This is a genomic window from Sphingomonas sp. PP-F2F-G114-C0414 (assembly GCF_003688595.1).
Lineage (GTDB): Bacteria > Pseudomonadota > Alphaproteobacteria > Sphingomonadales > Sphingomonadaceae > Sphingomonas.
The window spans coordinates 444768-460546 of the sequence record NZ_RCWT01000011.1; the positions used below are offsets into that span (position 1 = coordinate 444768).

Below are 15779 nucleotides of genomic sequence, written 5' to 3' on the forward strand. Positions count from 1 at the left end.
CGTGCGGCACTAGTCCAGCGCGGCACGAATGGCGGCGGCAGCGATGAACGGCGCGCCTGCGACCAGCACGAGGCTGACCGCGGCGAGCAGTTTCATCGCGCCGGCCCCACCCGCGGGATCGAGCGCGCCGGCCCCGAAGATCAACAGCGGGACGGCAAGCGGCAGCATCGCCAACCCGACCACCGCGCCGCCGCCGCGCACCCCTGCGACCAGCGCGCTCGTCGCGACGGCGAGGGCGGCGAGGCCGGGCGTCCCGATCAGCAACCCGAGCTCGACGCGGATCAGCGTATCGAGCGACAGGTCGAACAGACCCGTGGCGATCACCGCCGCGAGCATCAGCGGCGGACCGAAGCTCAGCCAGTGCGCGATCGTCTTGGCGGTCGCAACCGCCGCCATCGACAGCCCGCGTACCGCGAGCTGATCGAACATGCCCGCGTCGAGATCGGGCGCGATCAGCCGCTCGACCGGCAGCAACGCCGCCAGCAGCGCCGCGGTCCATATCACGCCGCCACCGATCCGCGCGAGCAGCGCACCGTCCGGGCCGATCGCGAGCGGGAACAGGATCGCCACCAGCAGGAAGAATGCGACCACCAGGACGGCGCCGCCGCTCGCCACGCTGCGGCGCAGATCGCGGCGGATCAGCGCGATCACAATGCCACCTCGGTGGCATGCGGCAGGTCGAGCGCGACGTGCGTGGCGATCAGCGCGATGCCGCCTTGCGCGCGGTGCTCGGCGAGCAACGCCCGCAGCCGTGCGATCGACTCGGCATCGAGCCCGTTGGCGGGTTCGTCGAGCAACCACACCGGCGCGCCGCTCGCCGCGACGCGTGCCAGCCCGGCACGACGGCGCTGGCCCGTCGACAGGAGGCGTACCGGAATGTCCGACAGCGCGGTCAGGTCGAGCGCGGCGATCGCACGCGCGACGCGGCCGGCGGGATCGGGCGCCCGGTCGAGAATCGCCCAGAACCGCAGCGCCGCGCTCAATGTCTGGTCGACGTCGAGCGCGTTCGCCTCGGTCAGCAGCGCGATCCCCGCGTCGCACGACATGCGTCCCTCGGACGGCGCGAGCAGGCCGGCGGCGATGCGGATCAAGCTAGACTTGCCGATCCCGTTGGGCCCGGTGACGACCGCCGCATCGCCCGGCGCGAGCGCGAACGATACGTCGGCGAACAGCGGTCGCCCGCCGCGCACGCACGCCACCGCGTCGAAGACGAGCGTCATGCCGCCCGCCCGGTCGCGCTCATGAACCGCGATCGTCGGGCACGGAATCTTCCAGCGCGTGCATGTCGTCGTCGCTGAGACCGAAATGATGGCCGATCTCGTGGATCGTAACATGCGCGACGAGATCGTCGAGGCGGACGCCGGTCTCGATCCATTCCTCGAGGATCGCGCGGCGGTACAAAACGATGCGGTCGGGCATGGTGCCTGAGTCCATCGACGATTTCTCGCCGAGCGGGCGGCCGTGATAGAGCCCGGACAGCTCGAGCGGATGCTCGAGCCCGAGCGCGGCCAGCGTCTCGTCGTCGGCGAACTCCTCCACCACGAAGACGATATCGCCGAGATGCACGGCGAACTGCGCGGGCAGCCTGGCGATCGTCGCGCGGCCGATCGCCTCGATCCCGTCGGCATCTGGTGCCTGGCCGGAGAATGTCGCTTGCCCGCTCATGCGAGCAGCCATACGCGGAGGGCAACGATAGCGGCAAGGGATACGCGGATGGTCGAAGCGCTGAACGAAACCGAACGCGCGGAAGCGCTCGATGGGCTGGACGAGTGGGATTACGACGATGCGCGCGATGCGATCACGCGGACGATCGTGTTCGCCGATTTCGTGGAGGCGTTCGGGTTCATGACGCAGGTCGCGCTGATCGCCGAGCGCGCGAACCATCATCCGGAATGGAAGAACGTGTGGAACCGGGTCGAAATCCTGCTGACCACGCATGACGCGGGGGGCTTGAGCCCGCGGGATATCGAGATGGCCGAGGCGATCGACGCGATCGTCGGCGACGCCTGATTTTCTACATTGCCCCTTAGCGCACAAACCCGGGGCGGTTCCGGGGCGGTGCGACGATCGAGCTTCTTCTGCGCCCCTCCCTGGAAGGGAGGGGGGACCGTCAGCCTCGTGTCATGCTGCGGCGCATCCGCTTGCGGAGTGCGCCCGGCATCCACCGTGCCGCGAACGCCATGCGGTGCGCGGTCTTGCCGACATAGGTGTGGACCTTGTCGCCGTGGACCGCCTCCCACGCGGCTTCGGCGACCTGGTCGACACCGGTCAGTTCGAGCCCGGCGCCCGTAACCGTCTCGCGGATCGAGTGATTGCTGTTCCCCGCGGCAGAATCGAGCAACGGCGTGTCGATGAAGCTCGGCACGATCGACCGAACCTTGATGCCGTCCGCCGCCCATTCGCCGTCGAGCGCCTCGGTGATCGCGCGGATGCCGAACTTGGTCGCGGAATACGGCGCGAGCCCCGACGAGCCGTAGATCGCCGACGCCGACGCGGTGTTGAGCAGGCACGAGCCCGGCGTCCGCTTGAGATACGCATAGCCGATCCGCGCGCCGTTCAACGCGCCGACCAGGTTGATCGCGATCACCCGGTCGATCTCGGCGAAATCGGTCTCCGCCAGCGGTCCGCCCGAGCCCACCCCGGCATTGTTGAACAGCACGTCGAGCCGGCCGCCGGTGGTCGCGACGAACGCGACGAGCGAGGCGGTCCACGCATCGCGGTCGCGCACGTCCATGCGGTAGGTGCTCACCATGCCGTCGGGCAGCGATGCCGCGGTCTCGGCAAGCCCCGCGACGTTGACGTCGGCGAGCCCGACCCGCCAGCCCTTCCGCGCGAACAGCATCGCGGTCGCACGACCGATCCCCGATCCGCCGCCGGTGATGAAAATGCTCTGCTGCGTCATGACATCGCTCCCCTTATTGTTTTTGGTCATTTGATTTTACGGTATGTTTCCCGCATCCTGCGCGCAGATGCCAGACAATTTGCCAGCGCTCGCTTTCGAACACGTCACCAAGCGGTACGGGTCGACGGTCGCCGTCGATCATGTCTCGCTCGAGATCACTCCCCGCGCCTTCGTCGCGCTGGTCGGGACGTCGGGATCGGGCAAATCGACGTTGCTCAAGACGATCAACCGGCTGGTCGAGCCAAGCGAAGGCCGCGTGACGATCGACAGTGCCGACGTTGCGGGCGAGCCTGCGCCGGAGCTGCGTCGGCGGATCGGCTATGTGTTCCAGAATATCGGCCTGTTCCCGCACATGACGATCGCCGAGAATATCGCGATCGGGCTGCGGATCGCGGGACGGCGCGACGAGGCCAAGGTCGGCGAGCTGCTCGACCTCGTCGACCTGCCGCGCGATATCGCCGGGCGGATGCCCGACGCGCTGTCGGGCGGGCAGCGCCAGCGCGTCGGGATCGCGCGCGCGCTCGCGCCGGGGGCCAAACTGCTGTTGCTCGACGAGGCGTTCGGTGCGCTCGATCCGGTGACGCGTGACGCTTTGGGGACGCGGATCCGCGAACTGCACGACCGGCTCGGGCTGACGACGATCCTGGTGACTCACGACATGGCGGAGGCGCTGTTGCTCGCGGACCGCGTATTGGTGATGAAGTCCGGGCGGATCGTCGCCGACGCGACACCGCGCGAGCTGGTGTCGGGCAAGGGTGGCGACGACGCGCAGGCGCTGGTGCAGGTGCCGCGCGCGCAGGCCGAACGCTTGCAGGCGTTGGTAGCATGAGCGCGTTTCTCGAAGCACTCGGCCGCGTGCCGCCACTGCTCGCCGCGCATGTCCTGCTGTCGGCGTCGGCGCTGCTTCTGGGGATCGCGATCAGCCTGCCGTTGGGGATCTGGTCGGCGCGCAATGCCACTGTCGCGCGCGTGTCGCTCGGGTTTGCGAGCCTCGTCCAGACGATCCCGAGCCTCGCCCTGCTCGCGCTGTTCTACCCGCTGTTGCTGAGCCTGTCCGCGCTGGTCGGCGGCGGCATTCCCGCGCTCGGCTTCCTGCCGTCGCTGATCGCGCTGACGCTGTATGCGTTGCTGCCGATCCTGCGTAACGCGGTGGCGGGGCTGCACGGGCTCGATCCGGCGGTGATCCAGGCGGCGGATGCGGTCGGCATGACGCCCGCGCAGAAACTGCGGCTGGTCGAGGCGCCGCTTGTTGCGCCGGTGCTGATCGCGGGCATCCGCACTGCGGCGGTGTGGACGATCGGCGCCGCGACGCTGTCGACCACCGTGGGTCAGCCTAGTCTGGGCGACATGATCTTCGCGGGGTTGCAGACGCAGAACTGGGCGCTGGTGCTGGCCGGCTGCGTGTCGGCGGCGGCGCTGGCGCTGGCGGTCGATGCGCTGATCGGCGGGATCGAATACGGCATCCGGACGCGACGGCGCTGGCTTTGGATCGCGGGGGCGGTGGTGCTGGTCGTCGGGACTGCGGTGGCGACCTTGCCACTATGGCCGAGGAGCGGCGGCGACCGGACGGTGGTGGTCGGGGCGAAGAACTTCTCCGAGCAATATATCCTCGCGCGGCTGATCGGCGATCGGCTCAAGCATGCGGGATACACCGTCGAGTATCGCGACGGGCTGGGCTCGGCGGTGGTGTTCGGGGCGCTCTCGACCGGCGATATCGATGTGTATGTCGATTACGCCGGGACGATCTGGGCGAACGAGATGAAGCGGCACGACGTGCCGGAACGCGCGCCGATGGTCGCGGCGATCGGGGCCTGGGCCAAGCGCGAGCATGGGGTCGGCCTGGTCGGCTCGCTCGGGTTCGAGAATGCCTATGCGTTCGCAATGAAGTCGGATGCGGCCAAGGCGAAGGGCGTCGCCAGCCTCGACGATCTGGTCAGGGCGGCGCCGACGATGACACTGGGCAGCGACCTGGAATTTCTCGAGCGGCCCGAATGGGCGGCGGTGAAGCGCGCCTATCCGCTGCGGTTTGCCAAGACGACGCCGTACAGCCCGACCTTCATGTACCGCGCACTCGAAAGCGGGAATGTCGACGTGATTTCGGCGTTCTCGTCCGATGGGCGGATCGCGGCGGATCGGCTGACCGTGCTGAGCGATCCGCGGCACGCTATTCCCGGCTACGACGCGATCCTGATGGTGGCGCCGAAGCGGGCTGGGGATGCGAAGTTCCTCGCCGCGCTGACGCCGCTGGTCGGGCGGATTCCGGTCGAAGCGATGCGGACGGCGAATTATCAGGTCGACCGCGATGCGGACAAGCAGACGCCCGAGGCCGCGGCGCGGTGGCTGGCGGCGAAGGTCGGACTCTGATCTCCCTCGCCCCTCCGGGGAGAGGGAAGGAGGAGCGTTTGCGACGGGAGGGTGAGGGGCGATTGGGACTCGCGTCGTGAGCCTCACTCCCCTCTCCCTCCCACGCGCAAGCGCGCGCGGGCCCCTCCCTCTCCCCGTAGGGGCGAGGGAAGCTTAGAAGAACAGCTTGCGGATGCTGAGCCTCACCGTGCGGCCTAGCGGATCGAGGTAATCCGGCTGATAGCTGTTCGGCGTCGCGCCGGTCGCATCGGTGACGCGCTGGCGGGTGTTGAGGATATTGGTGACCGCGAGGCTCACGCGCATGCCGCGCAGCCACGGGTGCGCCTTGACCCATTCGAGACGCTGGCCGAGATCCGCGAACAGCCGTGCGTTGGCGGTCGCGAGCCCGCCGAAATTGAGCGTCTCGGGTGCGGCCAGCGTGCCGCCGTTGACGCGCGTGCCGCTCGCATATTGCGCCGACAGCCGGACGCCGACGCCGTTGTTGCTGTAGCCCGCCTGCGCCTCGAGTTCGTGGCGCGACTGGCCGCCGCTGCTGCCGATCGCATCACCGTTGAGCAGGTTCAGGCTCGGGCCACCATCGGCGACCAGCACCCGGTCGGTGAAATGCCAGGTGTGGTAGAACGCGAATTGCAGTCGCCCGCCCGCCTGCCCGCGCCCGCCGCCGCCGAAACGGCCACCACCACCACCAGGACCGCCACCGCCAGGGCCACCTTCGCGAGCCCCTGCGCCACGGGGACCATCGCCGCGCGGGCCATCGCCGCCCGCGCCATCGGGTCGACGAAAGCCGCCGGGGGGCTGCAGACCCTCGAACGGATTGGGGCCGGTGCCGGCGCGATACGCCTCTAGCTCCTTCTGGATCTTCGATTTGAGCGGCGCGGAGAAATTGATCCCCCAGCGCAATTCGGAGCGTTCGCTGCGCGCGAAATTGATCGGACGACTATCGACCTGGAGCAGATTGCCGCTCGCATCGCGGGTAAAGCGATCGGGGAACGCCGCCTCGATCGATGCGGTCGCGCTCGGGAACGCGGCGATCGGATTGTCGACGCGGCTCGAGACATAGTTCGCGGTGAAGCTGAGGTCCTTCTTGCTCCACGGCTTCAGCGTCAGGCCAAGCTTGCGGACGTGGTTGTTGTCCGAGACCAGCGCCGGATTGCCGCCGCTGATCGTCGTGACCGTCGCGGTGGTGCCGCGGACGTAATCGAAGATGCGGACGTTGGGCGTCGTGATCGACGGATTGCCGAGTTGCTGCGCCGTCGGTGCCTCGTCGGTATCGGTGACCGAGGCGATCAGCCGCACGCCATCGATCGGCGACCAGTTCGCGCCATAGCCGAGCGTCGTCAGCGTCCCAAGGTCCGACAGATGGTCCTCCGCCAGATTGAAGTTCGCCGACAACGTCCCGAGGAACGGCAGCACATCCTTGCCGCGGCTCGAGATCGGCACGTCGATGTTGACCTGGCCGTCGACGGTATCGCGCGATACCTGCCCGCGCTGCGCGAGGCCGGCGCGGTAGGAGCGGCTGTCGAAGTCCGCGGTCTGGCCGCCGAGCTTGATCGTCGTCGAGACGGCCCCCGCGGGCAGGTTGAACACCGTGCCGTTGAGCACCGCGTCGATCTCGCCGGTGTTCTGCGTCGCATAGGCACGATTGCCGGGCGCGGCACCGATATCGCTCGCCGACAGCCGTGCGAACGGGTTGGCGGTAGGATCGCCCGCGTTCAGCCGCGCCTGGAATGCGCTCGAATCGACGCCGGTATCGGTGAAGGTCTGCGTATCGCTGCGATCGTAATTGCCCGTGACGTTCCAGCGCCACGTGCCGAGATCACCGTTCAGCGTGGTGCCGAGATGCGCCGAGATCGACGAGACGCGTTGCGCCAGCGGCAGGAAACCCGCGTCGTCGAGCGCGCGGTTGACGGTCGTGCCGTCGGCGAGCGTGAGCCTGGCGATGGGCAGCCCGTTGAGGCCGCGGCTGTCGGTCGATTCGAGCCGGGCGTTGATCGTCGCGCCGACGTTGCCGAAGATGTTGCGCGCATAGACGCTGTTCGCGGTGAAGGTGTTCGTCGCGGCTTGCAGCGTGCGGTACGGGGTCGGGTCGACGACCGCACCATTGGCGCCCACCGCGCTGCTGCCGGTGCCGGTCGAGGTCGGGACGATGTCGCGCTCGGCTTCGGTCAGGGCCGAGGACGAGGTGTATTCGGCGTGCAGGTTGACCCGGCGATCGCGCGCGATGCTGAGCAGGTCGAGCTTGCCGTCGGGTGAATTGCTGCCCCCCCCGGTCGGCATCGTGTCGACGCCCTCGACGGTCACCGCGCGGAAGCGGCGGCGCAGGACGAAGTTCACGACCTTCTGATCGGCGCGATAGCCGTATTTGAGCGCGACCTCCTCGGGCAGGATGTCGACTCGCTGGATTGCCTCGGTCGGGATGTCGCGGATCTCGGAGAAGCTCGAGATGCGGCGGCCGTTGAGCAGGACCACCGGTGCGCCGCCGCTGCCGCGCCCGCTGGTCGTCTGCGGGCTGAGTTCGCTCAACAGGTCGGAGATCGAACTGACGCCGTAGGAGCGGATTTCTGACTGGCCGATCGTCTGGTCGGGCGGGATATCGCCGATCACCGACCCGCGTGGCTTGCGCGACCCGGTGACGACGATCTCTTCCGAATCGGCCGCCTCGTCCTGTTCCGCCGCCTGCGCCTCGGCAGCAGCAGCAGGCGCTGGCGCGGGCGCAACAGATTGTGACGGAGCAGACTGTGCGGTGGTCGGCGCCGCAGCCGCTGGCGTCGATGCGGGCGCGTCAGGCGCAGGCGCCTGTTGCGCAATCGCCAGCGTGGGCATGCTCGTCGCCAGCATCAGACCCAGAATACGCATACCCGTCACACCCCTTCGACCACCAACTGGCCGCGTGCCGTGCCTAGCCGCCAATTGTCGCAGGATTGTGCCGGGTCAGCGCGCCATGTGCGCGTCCATGTCTTCGAGCGCGACGCCCTTGGTTTCGGGAAAATACAGCAGCACCGTGACGAACTGCACCGCCATCATCGCCGCGAACACCAAGAACGGCACGCCCGCCGACCATGCCGCGGCGATCGGGAAGGCCTGCGCGATCACCGCGTTCCATCCCCAATGGCTCGACGACCCGATGCTCGACCCGCGCGCACGGACGTTCTGCGGGAAGACCTCCGAGATATAGACCCAGATCACCGCACCGGAGCCGGGCGCGAAGAACATGATGAACACGATCAGCGAGGGCAACAGCAGCAAGCTCGGCAGCACGCCGAGCAGCGCCAGCCCGCCGACCGTCAACGCCGCGGTCATGCCGGCCGAGCCCCAGAGCAGCAGGGTTCGCCGGCCGATCCGGTCGATCAGCAGCATCCCGAGCAGCGTGAACACCATGTTGGCGACCCCGATCATCACCGCCTGGAGGTCGGGCGAGAGGCTGCCGCCCGACGCCTTGAAGATGTCGTTGAGGTAATAGAGGAACGCGTTGATGCCGCTGAACTGGTTGAACATCGCCACTAGGAAGGCGAGCGTGATCGGCTTGCGGTGACGCGTCCACGACAGGCGCCCATCGCCCTTGGGTGCATCGAGTTCGGCACGCGCGACGTCGGGGCTCATGCCGATCGTCGCGAGCACGTTCCTCGCCTCCGCATCGCGCCCCTTGGTGAGCAGCCAGCGCGGCGAGTTGGGGATGCGGAACAGCAACGCGAGGAACACGAGCGACGGGAGCGCGACGATCCCGAGCTTCCACCGCCATTCGCTATCGCCGAGATCGAGCGCGCCGATCACCGCGTTCGAGACATAGGCGAGCAGGATGCCGAGGATCACCGCGAACTGGAACCCGCCGACCATCTTACCACGCTGCGCAGGCGGGGCGAGCTCGGCGATATACGCGGGCGCCAACACCGACGACCCGCCGATCGCGATGCCGATGATGAAGCGGAAGCCGATGAAGCTGTACCAGTTCCACGCCAGCGCACACCCGAGCGCGGTGACGATGTAGAGGAAGGCCAGCATCCGCAGCACGTTGCGACTGCCGTAGCGATCGCCGAGCGTGCCGACGAACATCGCCCCGATCAGCGTTCCCCACAGCGCCGACGACACCGTAAAGCCCAGCCATGCTTCGCTGAGCGCGAACTTGGCCTTCAACGCCCCGGTGACGCCAGCAATGACCGCGGTGTCGAACCCGAACAGCAGCCCGGCGAGCGCGGCGGTGGCGACGCTGGCGATCAGGACGGTATGCGGCGAGGATGGGGTGGAGGCGCTCGTGCGCGGCGGTCGGGTCGTTGGCGTCATGATCCCCGTGTCGAACACTTCGACGATCGCGGCAAGGCCGATGCATGCCGTTTCGGCACGCGAAAACACCCGATTCAGGTTCTTCAAAACGCATTAACGAATGCCGGCCTAGCCCCGTCGCGTAACTAGCGGAAAGGGCGCGACATTGAGGACCGGGTTCACCAGATTGCTGATCGCCACGGCGGCGTTCGCGATGCCGTCATCGGCATGGGCAGCCTGCGCGGTCGCCGATCCCGCCTCGACCGCGCTCGGCACCTTTTCGCCCAATGCGCTGCTCGGCGGCGCGCCACCCTATGTACCGGTGCTGGCAGGGTTCGACTGCCCCGCCACGACGATCTCGGTGCTGTCCGGTAACTTCCTGCGCGCGACGGTCACGAGCGCGGACGGCTTCAAGCTGACCTCGACCAACCCCCTGAATACGGTCACCGCGAAATACGTCATCGCCGCGGACGGCGCGGGCGCGAACCCGTTCACCGCGGGAACCCCGTTCGTCTACATGAACGGTACGCTCGTCAATCTGCTCGGGCTGCTCGGCGGATCGGCGCGCAACGTGAAGGTCTATGTCCGTCCATCGTCCGCCGCCGCGGTCGCGCCGGGCACCTACAAGGGCAATTTCAAGATCGCCTGGGAATGGCGATTCTGCGATCTGCTCGGCGCGCTGGGTCTCTGTGTCGGCACCCTCGACGCCAATCCCACGACGATTCCCGTTGCCAACGTCGCGGTGACGATGATCGTCACAGCCAAGCCGTTCACCGTGTCGATCGTCACGCACACGACATGGGATCCCCAATCCACGACCGGCAACCCGCGCGCGATCCCAGGCAGCAAACAGCGTACGACGATCACGCTTACCAACCCCGATATCATCGCGATCGACGCCAATTCGCTCAATATCGTCCTGCCGACGCCGAACCGCGGCGCCGTGGCGCTCGACGGCGACGGCACCGCGTCACCCACCTTCGTCAAGACTGCCGAGGGATCGCCCGCCTCGTCGCTCGCCGTCACCTATAGCACGCCTGCGAGCACCAGCGACGATGTCGATTTCTCGGAGAACGGCGGCACCAGCTGGACCTACGATCCGACCACGACGCCAAAGGCAGTCACCAACGTCCGCGTTCGCCCGCGCGGTACGATGGCGGCGGGATCGAGCTTCAGCGTGTCGTTGCCCTACGTCCTGTTCTGAACGCCTGCCTGATCCGCCGTCTGATCGGGTTGCGGCGCCGCCGGATCCGTCCCGACGATCGACGGCAGCGACCCGACCAGTTCCATCTTGGTCGCGGTCGTCCCGACCTCGATCCCCGCCTCGCGGAACTGGCGGAGCAGCGTGAACAACAACTCGCTACGGATCGGATAGGCATCGCGCGGGCTCGCCACGTACGCGAAGCAGTTGAACTTGGCGCGCCCCGCATCGATCGAATCGATGAAGACCTTGGCTTCGGGATCGTCGAGCACCTCGTGCTTCTCAGCGAATGCGGCGAACAGCATCGCCCGCACCGCATCGAGATTCTCCTCGAGCGGTACCGAGAATTGCAGCTGGATCCGGCCGATCGGCGCGGCCAGCGTCATGTTCTGGATCGTCTTGGTGATCAGTTCCGAATTCGGCACGATCAGCGTCGAGCGGTCCGCGACCTGGATCTCGGTCGAGCGCACGTTGATCCGCTTCACGTCGCCCTCCATATTGCCGATCCGGACGAGATCGCCAATCTTGACCGGGCGCTCGGCGAGCAGGATAAGCCCCGAGACGAAGTTCTGCGTGATCGCCTGGAGACCGAAGCCGATCCCGACCGACAGCGCACCGAGCACCACGGCCAGCTTCTCCATGCCGATCCCGAGCGCGCCGAGCGACCACAGCACCGCGGCGATGATCCCGGCATAGCGCGCGACCATCGTCACCGAATTCTGCGCACCGGCGTCCATCGCGGTGGTCGGCAGGTAGCTGTTCACCAGCCAGTGCTGGAGCCCGCGCATGATCGCCAGCGCGACGAACAGCACGACCAGCGAGCGCAGCACCGCGCCCGGCGAGATCGTGACCTGCCCGACCGTGATACCGTTCGCGACCGTCCCGAACAGCTCGAACGCCGAGCCGACGCCCGCCCCGAACGGCGCCATCACCGCGCCGACCGCAAGCAGAATCAGCAACAGCCGCAGCACCGCCGACAGCAGCACGCCGATCTGGTCGACGGTCTTGTTATCGACCCCAAACCCGCTGTTCGCCGAGCGCCCGAGACGGTTGCCGCTCGACAGCAACGTGCGGCACGCGTCGTCGGTGAAGGTCATCATCAGGTACAGCGTCGCACCGACGATAGCCCCCCACAGCAGCCACGTCGCGACCTTGAACGCGAAATTCACATAGCCGATCAGGCCGGCGATCAGCGTCACGAGCAGCACCAGCCACACCAGCGTCGCGACGATCGCGAGCAGCGTGTTGCGCGCGGGTTTGGTCGGGTCGGGCAACGCCGCGGCGCGCAACCGGCCGAGCGTCACCAGGATCGCGCCGAGCACCATGATATGGAACAGCGCGACGACCGCGTTGGCCGCGCTCGACGCGGGCGCGCTGATACCGATCAGCAGGTTGGTCGCGATCAGCAACTGCCCGAAGAAGATCAGCGCCGCCGCCATCCAGCTATACGGCCGAAGCGCCTGCGCCGCGGCGTCGCCGATCGGCAGCAACCGCCACGTCGACTGACCGCGCAACAGCAGCGCGCCGCCAAGCGACGACACGAACGCGCAGAACCACGCCAGGCCGACGAAGATCGCACCGAACCGGCTCCAGGCGGGCGACACCAATCCGCCCCAGCGTAACGACGCGACGATCGCCCAGGCGGCGAGACCGGGCAGCGCGGTGCCGATCACCACCAGCCAAAGCGCATAGGCCGAGCGTCGCAGGCGACCGCCGGGCGCATGGTTGGTCGCGTAGCGGCGACCGACACGGTGCAGCCAGCCCCGCAGCGGCACGACCAGCACCAAAGCGGTGAGGATCCCGATCAGCAGGCCGGTCCCGGCGTGCATGCCGAACCGCGAGGAGAACTGACGCACCCCGGTATTGACGAACCGCATCAGCCGCGCGGAATCACGCGGCAGGTGATCGACGATCGCCGCCCACAAGGTCGGCGACAGCGGCGAGCCGGTGTTTTCGGACAAGTGCTGGCCGAGTTCCTCCGCCTCCGCCGCGCCGATATCGTCGATCTGCTGCTTGGCTTCGATCCCGATGAGGCGCGCGCGCTTGATCGCCGAGTCGATCGCCGACTGGCTCTGCGCGAGGAGCTTGCGTTGCTGGCGGATCTCGGGCGCTTCGACGACGCCGGGGGTAGCGGCGCCGAGTTCGGTCACGCGCGCCTGGACCAGCGCCATCTCCGGGGTGAGCGTGCGGACCGCGTCGGCGGCGGTCGCCTGCACCGCCTGCGCGCGATCCCGCAACGCCTGCCGCGCCTTGTCGTCACGTGCCGCGGGGGTGGCGTCGTCGATCGCCTGGAGCTCGGCGGAGGCCTGGGTGAGGCTGGCAGCGACGGTCGCGACCTTGGGCTCGTCCTGCGCGATCGCGGGGAGCGCGGTGACGGCCATAAGGAGCGCGGCGAGGTAACGGAGGAGAGTCATCCGCGGTGCTGTACAGCGGTGGGGCCGGAAACGGGAGGGGTGCGGTTTACTGGCAACCGTCACCGGTATCGGAAAGCCGTTGGGGTAAAGCTTTCGCACCCGATTTGCATCACTCCACCAGCCTCATTTGCACCACCCCGGCGAAGGCCGGGGCCCAATTGGAAAAGCGGGCGTAACGGCACACCGACCTACATCACTACCGTCCCCCAATTGGGCCCCGGCCTTCGCCGGGGTGGTGTTTTTGTGGGGACACGTCCCGAGAGCACAGCCGTCACCCGTACACACTTGTTCTCCCGCGAAGGCGGGAGCCCAGACTGGGTCCCCGCCTTCGCGGGGAAACCACGGCGCCGTCCATGGCCACGGAGTCACGATCAGGAACGCGCCCTCCACCCTAGTCCGTCATCCCGGCGGAGGCCGGGACCCACCGTCCCGCACACTCGACGTTCTCGACCCTGCGGAACGGTAGATGCCGGAACGAGTCCGGCATGACGGGGCGAGACGCGCGCTGGTGATGCAAACCGGGTGGCGCGCTAGCTCAGTCCAGCTCAAGAATAACCTGATCCACCGCGAGGCTATCCCCCGTCTTCGCTGCCACCGACTTCACCGTCCCCGTCTTCTCGGCGCGCAGGATGTTCTCCATCTTCATCGCCTCGACCACCGCCAGCGCCTGGCCCGCCTCGACCCGGTCCCCTGCCGCGACGTCGAGCCGCACCAGCAATCCCGGCATCGGGCAGATCAGGAATTTCGACAGATCGGGCGCGACCTTCTCGATCAGGTGCGCGGTGTAGGGCGCGACGCGGGCGGGCAGCACGCGGGCGACATGGCTCGCGCCGCGCGTCGTCAGCTTGAAACGGGCGCGGGCCTTGGCAATACGGATCGTGAGATGCTCGTCGGCATCAGGCCCATGGCCGTCCGCGACCACCATCCGGTCGCCCGGCGTGTATTCGAGCGCCAGGTCGAGGTCTTCGCCGTCGACCGCGATGCCATCGGTCGACACCGTCACCGCGTGATCGACTTGGTCGATCGTCACCGACCAGTCGGCGGGCGGACGGAGACGCTTGCCAAGCTGGCCGTCGATGCGGCGCGCGCGGTCGGCTTCTGCCGTTGCAGCGAAGGCGGCGACCGCGGCGAGCGTCTTCAGCAGCTCAGCGTCGGCGGGGGCGCCGTGGAAGCCTTCGGGATATTCCTCTGCGATGAAGCCGGTGGTGAGCGCACCCGATTGGAACCGCGGATGCTGCATGATCGCCGAGAGGAAATCGATATTGTTCCCCGGCCCCTCCAGCTCGAACGCGTCGAGCGCGGCGATCTGCGCGGCGATGGCGCCGTCGCGGGTAGGCGCCCAGGTGATGAGCTTGGCGATCATCGGGTCGTAGAACATGCTGACCTCGCCGCCCTCGCGCACGCCGTCGTCGACACGGACTCGGGGTTCCGCGAACTCCGCACCCCCTTCCCCGTTCGTGCTGAGCGAAGTCGAAGCACCTCCGCTTGAGCCATGCCCTTCGACTTCGCTCAGGGCGAACGGGAGGGGCGGATTGTAGCGCACCAGACGCCCGATAGACGGCAGGAACCCACGATACGGGTCTTCGGCATACACCCGGTTCTCGATCGACCAGCCGTTGAGCTTCACCTCGTCCTGCGTAAACCCGAGCGGCTCCCCCGCAGCCACCCGGATCATCAGTTCGACGAGATCCAGCCCGGTTACCTCCTCCGTCACAGGATGCTCGACCTGGAGCCGGGTGTTCATCTCGAGGAAGTAGAACCCCTCCCCCGTCGTGTCCGCGCCCGACACGATCAGCTCGACCGTCCCGGCCGAAAAATACCCCACCGCCTGTGCCAGTGCGACCGCCTGCTCGCCCATCGCTTTACGCATCTTGGGCGTGACGAACGGCGACGGCGCCTCCTCGACGACCTTCTGATGCCGCCGCTGGATCGAGCATTCGCGCTCGTTGAGGTAGACGATGTTGCCGTGCTGGTCGCCGATCAGCTGGATCTCGATGTGACGCGGCGATTCGATGAATTTCTCGATGAACACGCGGTCGTCGCCGAAGCTCGCCAGCCCCTCGCGCTTGGTCGCCTCGAAGCCTTCGCGGACGTCCTGTTCGCTGTAGGCGAGGCGCATGCCCTTGCCGCCGCCGCCGGCCGACGCCTTCATCATCACCGGATAGCCGATGCCGCCGGCGATCTCGACCGCGTGATCGGTGCTGTCGATCTCGCCGAGATAGCCCGGCACGACGTTGACGCCCGCGGCCTTGGCGAGCTTCTTCGATTCGATCTTGTCACCCATCGCGGCGATCGCGTTCGCGGGCGGCCCGACGAACGCGATCCCAGCCTCGGCGCAGGCGAGCGCGAAACTCTCGCGTTCGGAGAGGAAGCCATAGCCGGGATGGATGCAGTCCGTGCCGGTTTCCTTGGCCGCGAGCAGGATCAGTTCGGCCTTGAGATAGCTCTCCGCGGCAGGTGCCGGCCCGAGCCGGACGGACTCGTCGGCCATCAGCACATGCGGCGCGCGCGCGTCGGCGTCGGAATAGACCGCGACGGTCTTGATGCCCATCGCCTTGGCGGTCCGCATGACCCGACACGCGATCTCGCCCCGATTGGCGACCAGGATTTTCTTGAACATCACTCGCCCTAATCTGTGCCG

At 67.7% G+C, this 15779-nt stretch carries 12 protein-coding genes; 4 read left to right on the forward strand and 8 right to left on the reverse strand.

What is annotated here, in order from left to right; translation table 11 throughout:
- Window positions 1-9: 9 nt before the first annotated feature.
- From C8J47_RS11155 to C8J47_RS11165, 3 genes are read right to left on the reverse strand one after another with little or no spacing between them, the layout of a single operon-like run.
- Entirely contained in the window at window positions 10-651 is a 642-nt protein-coding gene (locus tag C8J47_RS11155) for a heme exporter protein CcmB (protein WP_121885701.1), read from the reverse strand.
- Entirely contained in the window at window positions 648-1220 is a 573-nt protein-coding gene (gene ccmA / locus C8J47_RS11160; RefSeq protein ID WP_121885702.1) for a heme ABC exporter ATP-binding protein CcmA, read from the reverse strand. The genes C8J47_RS11155 and ccmA overlap by 4 nt, the downstream gene beginning before the upstream one ends.
- A 19-nt stretch (window positions 1221-1239) precedes the next feature.
- Entirely contained in the window at window positions 1240-1665 is a 426-nt protein-coding gene (locus C8J47_RS11165) for a metallopeptidase family protein (RefSeq protein WP_404969272.1), read from the reverse strand.
- A 48-nt stretch (window positions 1666-1713) separates the two neighbouring features.
- Here C8J47_RS11165 and C8J47_RS11170 point away from each other — a divergent pair, with 48 nt between their 5' ends.
- Window positions 1714-2010 carry a 4a-hydroxytetrahydrobiopterin dehydratase gene (locus C8J47_RS11170; RefSeq protein ID WP_056054351.1) on the forward strand — a complete coding sequence of 99 codons (297 nt, stop codon included), beginning with the start codon at window positions 1714-1716 and terminating at the stop codon, window positions 2008-2010.
- A 100-nt stretch (window positions 2011-2110) separates the two neighbouring features.
- On the opposite strand, the gene C8J47_RS11175 is transcribed toward C8J47_RS11170, so the two are convergent.
- Window positions 2111-2902 carry an SDR family oxidoreductase gene (locus C8J47_RS11175; protein ID WP_121885875.1) on the reverse strand — a complete coding sequence of 264 codons (792 nt, stop codon included), beginning with the start codon at window positions 2900-2902 and terminating at the stop codon, window positions 2111-2113.
- Between the two features lie 67 nt (window positions 2903-2969).
- Here C8J47_RS11175 and C8J47_RS11180 point away from each other — a divergent pair, with 67 nt between their 5' ends.
- Entirely contained in the window at window positions 2970-3731 is a 762-nt protein-coding gene (locus C8J47_RS11180) for an ABC transporter ATP-binding protein (protein ID WP_121885876.1), read from the forward strand.
- Complete coding sequence (locus C8J47_RS11185) at window positions 3728-5266, forward strand: ABC transporter permease/substrate-binding protein (protein WP_121885704.1); 1539 nt, start codon at window positions 3728-3730, stop codon at window positions 5264-5266. The genes C8J47_RS11180 and C8J47_RS11185 overlap by 4 nt, the downstream gene beginning before the upstream one ends.
- 153 nt (window positions 5267-5419) lie before the next feature.
- Here C8J47_RS11185 and C8J47_RS11190 read toward each other — a convergent pair whose 3' ends face one another.
- Entirely contained in the window at window positions 5420-8122 is a 2703-nt protein-coding gene (locus C8J47_RS11190) for a TonB-dependent receptor plug domain-containing protein (RefSeq protein WP_121885705.1), read from the reverse strand.
- Between the two features lie 75 nt (window positions 8123-8197).
- Window positions 8198-9613: a sugar porter family MFS transporter gene (locus C8J47_RS11195; RefSeq protein WP_259467493.1), complete on the reverse strand. Its 1416-nt coding sequence runs from the start codon at window positions 9611-9613 to the stop codon at window positions 8198-8200.
- A gap of 76 nt (window positions 9614-9689) precedes the next feature.
- On the opposite strand from C8J47_RS11195, the gene C8J47_RS11200 reads away from it, so the two are divergent.
- Entirely contained in the window at window positions 9690-10727 is a 1038-nt protein-coding gene (locus C8J47_RS11200) for a protein CsuE (protein WP_147454316.1), read from the forward strand.
- Here the strand turns inward: C8J47_RS11200 and C8J47_RS11205 are convergent.
- Together C8J47_RS11205 and C8J47_RS11210 are read right to left on the reverse strand one after the other, a co-directional pair.
- The gene (locus tag C8J47_RS11205; RefSeq protein ID WP_121885707.1) at window positions 10712-13138 is read right to left on the reverse strand and encodes a DUF3772 domain-containing protein; all 2427 of its coding nucleotides are present in this window, start codon (window positions 13136-13138) and stop codon (window positions 10712-10714) included. The genes C8J47_RS11200 and C8J47_RS11205 overlap by 16 nt on opposite strands.
- A 535-nt stretch (window positions 13139-13673) precedes the next feature.
- Window positions 13674-15758 (reverse strand): acetyl/propionyl/methylcrotonyl-CoA carboxylase subunit alpha, encoded by a 2085-nt coding sequence (locus C8J47_RS11210; RefSeq protein WP_121885708.1) that lies wholly within the window; start codon window positions 15756-15758, stop codon window positions 13674-13676.
- Window positions 15759-15779: the final 21 nt, after the last annotated feature.